Raw genomic sequence first — 3,297 nt, forward strand, 5'->3', positions numbered from 1 at the left:
CTTGGCGGCCTCACGCATCGCGAAGGCGGCGTGGGCTTGCACCGGGCCGGCGTCGAAGTCTGCAGTCGCCTGCAGCACCGTCACGCCCCAGCGCGTTGGCGCGTCCAGCACGGCCCAGTCGAGCGCAGCCGGGCCACGGTCGCCGGGCGGACCGGGGTGCACGACCAGGCACACGGTGCTGCGCCACACCGGCTCGGGAATGCGCCGCTTCAGGAACGAGGCGATCACGAACTGCGGCTGGAAAAGCGCCACCGCTTCTTCGGTCACCCGGTCGGCGATGTCGAATTCCACCGCCACCTTGTGGCCGAGCGCATTCAGCTCGACGAACAGGCGCTGCGTCAGGCTGTTGAAGCTGTGGCACAGCAGCAGGATGCGCAGGGGGCCATTCATGGCGCAGGCGCGGGCTTCGGCCGCACCGGCGCTGCCGGTGGGTGTCTTGCGGTAGACGCGGTCGAGAGGCAGGTTCATCGGTACTGCACCGGTCGGTGGGCACGCGAGGGCCGCGCCGCATCAACAAATGCGCGGCAACTGCTCGCCGCTGAGCCAGTCGACCACGCGGCGCCCGCCGAAGCGTGTTGCCATCTGCACGAAGTGGTGCGGGTCCTCGGTGACGGTGCCGATGCGCACCGCGTTGCCACCGAGCGGGTGGGCGCGCATCGCTGCGAGCACGGCCGCCGCCGACTGGGGGGCGCAGACGGCGACCAGCTTGCCCTCGTTGGCAATGTACAGCGGGTCGAGCCCGAGCAGTTCGCAGGCCGCGTCGACCTGCGGCAGCACCGGGATCGCGGCTTCTTCCAGCAGCATGCCCACGCCCGACTGGCGCGCCACTTCGTTCAGCGTGGTGGCCAGGCCGCCGCGGGTTGGGTCGCGCAGCACGCGTACGCCATCGCGCGAGGCTTCGAGCATGGCGGCTACCAGCGTGTGCAGCGCCGCTGTATCGGAAGCGATGGTGGTCTCGAACTCCAGCGACTCGCGCTGCGACAGCACCGCCACGCCGTGCTCGCCTATCGTGCCCGAGAGCAGCACCACGTCGCCCGGCCGCGCGTTGGCGCCGCTAACGTTCACGCCGTGCGCCACCACGCCGATGCCGGTGGTGCTGATGAACACACCGTCGCCCTTGCCCTTTTCGACCACCTTGGTGTCGCCGGTGATGATCGGCACGCCGGCCTCGCGGGAGGCGGCGGCCATCGAATCGACCACGCGCTTGAGTTCGGCCAGGGGAAAACCTTCTTCGAGGATGAAGCTGGCGGCGATGTGCAGCGGGCGGGCACCGCACATCGCCACGTCGTTGATCGTGCCGTGAACGCTCAAGGCCCCGACGTCGCCGCCGGGGAAGAACAGCGGCGAGACCACGTGGCCGTCGGTGGCCATCACGAGCTTGTGGCCGGCGGGAATGTCGAACACGGCACCGTCGTTGCCCTGGCGCAGGTACTCGTTGTCGAAGGCCTTCAGGAACAGCTCCTCGATCAGCTGCGCGGCCGCGCGGCCGCCGGCACCGTGGCCCATGTCGATGCGGCCGTTCTTCAGGTCGAGCGGGCGCACGTAGTCTTTCTTGATTGTCATGCCGCCACCTCCACCCGCACCGGAATGTCGCGGAAGCGGCCATACGAGTAGTGCGCCGCGCACGCCCCTTCGGACGAGACCATGCACGAGCCCATCGGGTTCTCGGGCGTGCACACGGTGCCGAAGATCTTGCAGTCGGTCGGCTTCTTCACGCCGCGCAGGATCGCACCGCACTCGCAGGCCTTGTTGTCGGCCACCGGCCGATAACCCAGACCGAAGCGGCGCTCGGCATCGAAACTCGCGAACGCGGGCCGGATCTTCAGCGCGCTGTACGGCACTTCGCCCAGGCCACGCCATTCGAAGCTCGCGCGCAACTCGAACACTTCAGACACCAGCGCCTGTGCCGTCAGGTTGCCTTCGGAGGTGACCGCGCGGGTGAACTCGTTCTCGACCTCGGTGCGGCCCTCGTTGACCTGACGCACCAGCATCAGCACCGCCTGCATCACGTCCAGCGGCTCGAAGCCGGCGATCACGACCGGCTTGCGGTATTCCTGCGCGAAGTGTTCGTAGGGCGCCGAGCCGATCACAATGCTCACGTGGGCCGGGCCGACGAAGCCGTCGATCGGCACGGTGCCGTACTGCCGCACTTCGGGGCTTTCGAGAATGTGCGTGATCGCCGAAGGCGTGAGCACGTGGCAGCACAGCACGCTGAAGTTGGCCAGGCCTTCGAGGTGCGCGGTGCGGATCGCCAGCGCGGTGGGCGGCGTGGTGGTCTCGAAACCGATCGCGAAGAACACGACCTCATGGCCTGGGTTCTGGCGCGCGATCTGCAGTGCATCGGTCGCCGAATACACCATGCGGATGTCGCCGCCGCGCGCCTTGGCCCGCACCAGCGACAGGCTGTCGGAAGCCGGCACCCGCATCGTGTCGCCATAGGTGCAGACGATCGCGCCCTTGTCCAGCGCGAGCTGGATGGCCAGGTCGATGCGTCCGATCGGCAGCACGCACACCGGGCAGCCCGGGCCGTGGATCATGCGCACGTTGGCCGGCAGCAACTCGGTGATGCCGTAGCGCGAGATCGCGTGGGTGTGGCCGCCGCAGAACTCCATGAAACTGTACTGGCGCTCGGGTGCGGCCTCGGCGCGCAGACGCGCGGCGATCTTCTGCGCCACGCCGCCGTCGCGGAACTCGTCGATGTACTTCATGGCTGCGTCTCCAGCGCGGGCGTGGCGCCGGCCAATTCGCCGAACATCGCCAGCGTGCGCCGCGCTTCTTCAGGGTCGATCTGCCCGATGGCGTGGCCGACGTGCACGATCACGTAGTCACCGACCAACGCGTCGGGCACGAGCGCGGTCGAGACCTGCTTGCGGATGCCGCCGAGCTCGACGATGGCCTGGTCTGGGCCGATCATCTCGATCAGGAGGGCTGGGATGGCGAGGCACATGAGGAACTTTCGTTGAGGCAGGCCGAGTCGGTGGCGACTCGAAGCTGATGCACCGCGACCCAGGCCTGGCCGAGCGCCAGACCGGCATCGCCGCACGAATGCCGCAGCGGCCGCAGCACACGCAGGCCGCGGCGTTCGAGGTGTTGCGTGAGGTGCGTGGTGAGCACGGCATTGAAGAAACAACCCCCACCGAGGCACACGGTGCCAATGTCGAAATGCTCGGCGGCCGACGCGGCCCAGCCGGCGAGTGCGGCCGCGAGCGAGGTGTGGAAGCCAGCGGCGGCTTCGTCGGTGGCCGTGGGTGGCACGTCGAACAAGGGGGCGAGCAAGGGGCGCAGGTCGAGCACACC

General features: G+C 68.7%; 5 protein-coding genes. All 5 read right to left on the minus strand.

Features of this window, described 5'->3' with window-relative positions; translation table 11 throughout:
* The coding region (locus tag FKP22_RS25135; protein WP_510606727.1) for a formyl transferase at positions 1-468 on the minus strand (468 nt) is incomplete at its 3' end.
* 42 nt (positions 469-510) lie between these two features.
* Positions 511-1,563, minus strand: a complete 1,053-nt coding sequence (hypE, locus tag FKP22_RS25140; protein ID WP_141290424.1) for a hydrogenase expression/formation protein HypE — start codon at positions 1,561-1,563, stop codon at positions 511-513.
* The gene (hypD, locus tag FKP22_RS25145; RefSeq protein ID WP_141290426.1) at positions 1,560-2,708 is read right to left on the minus strand and encodes a hydrogenase formation protein HypD; all 1,149 of its coding nucleotides are present in this window, start codon (positions 2,706-2,708) and stop codon (positions 1,560-1,562) included. Before hypD ends, hypE begins: the two co-directional genes overlap by 4 nt.
* Positions 2,705-2,947 carry a HypC/HybG/HupF family hydrogenase formation chaperone gene (locus FKP22_RS25150; RefSeq protein ID WP_141290428.1) on the minus strand — a complete coding sequence of 81 codons (243 nt, stop codon included), beginning with the start codon at positions 2,945-2,947 and terminating at the stop codon, positions 2,705-2,707. The genes hypD and FKP22_RS25150 overlap by 4 nt, the downstream gene beginning before the upstream one ends.
* A partial coding sequence (locus FKP22_RS25155; RefSeq protein ID WP_445663751.1) for a Kae1-like domain-containing protein occupies positions 2,920-3,297 on the minus strand: 378 nt, incomplete at its 5' end. The genes FKP22_RS25150 and FKP22_RS25155, both read right to left, overlap by 28 nt.

Origin of the sequence: Ideonella azotifigens, assembly GCF_006519715.1 — a bacterium.
GTDB lineage: Bacteria > Pseudomonadota > Gammaproteobacteria > Burkholderiales > Burkholderiaceae_C > Ideonella > Ideonella azotifigens.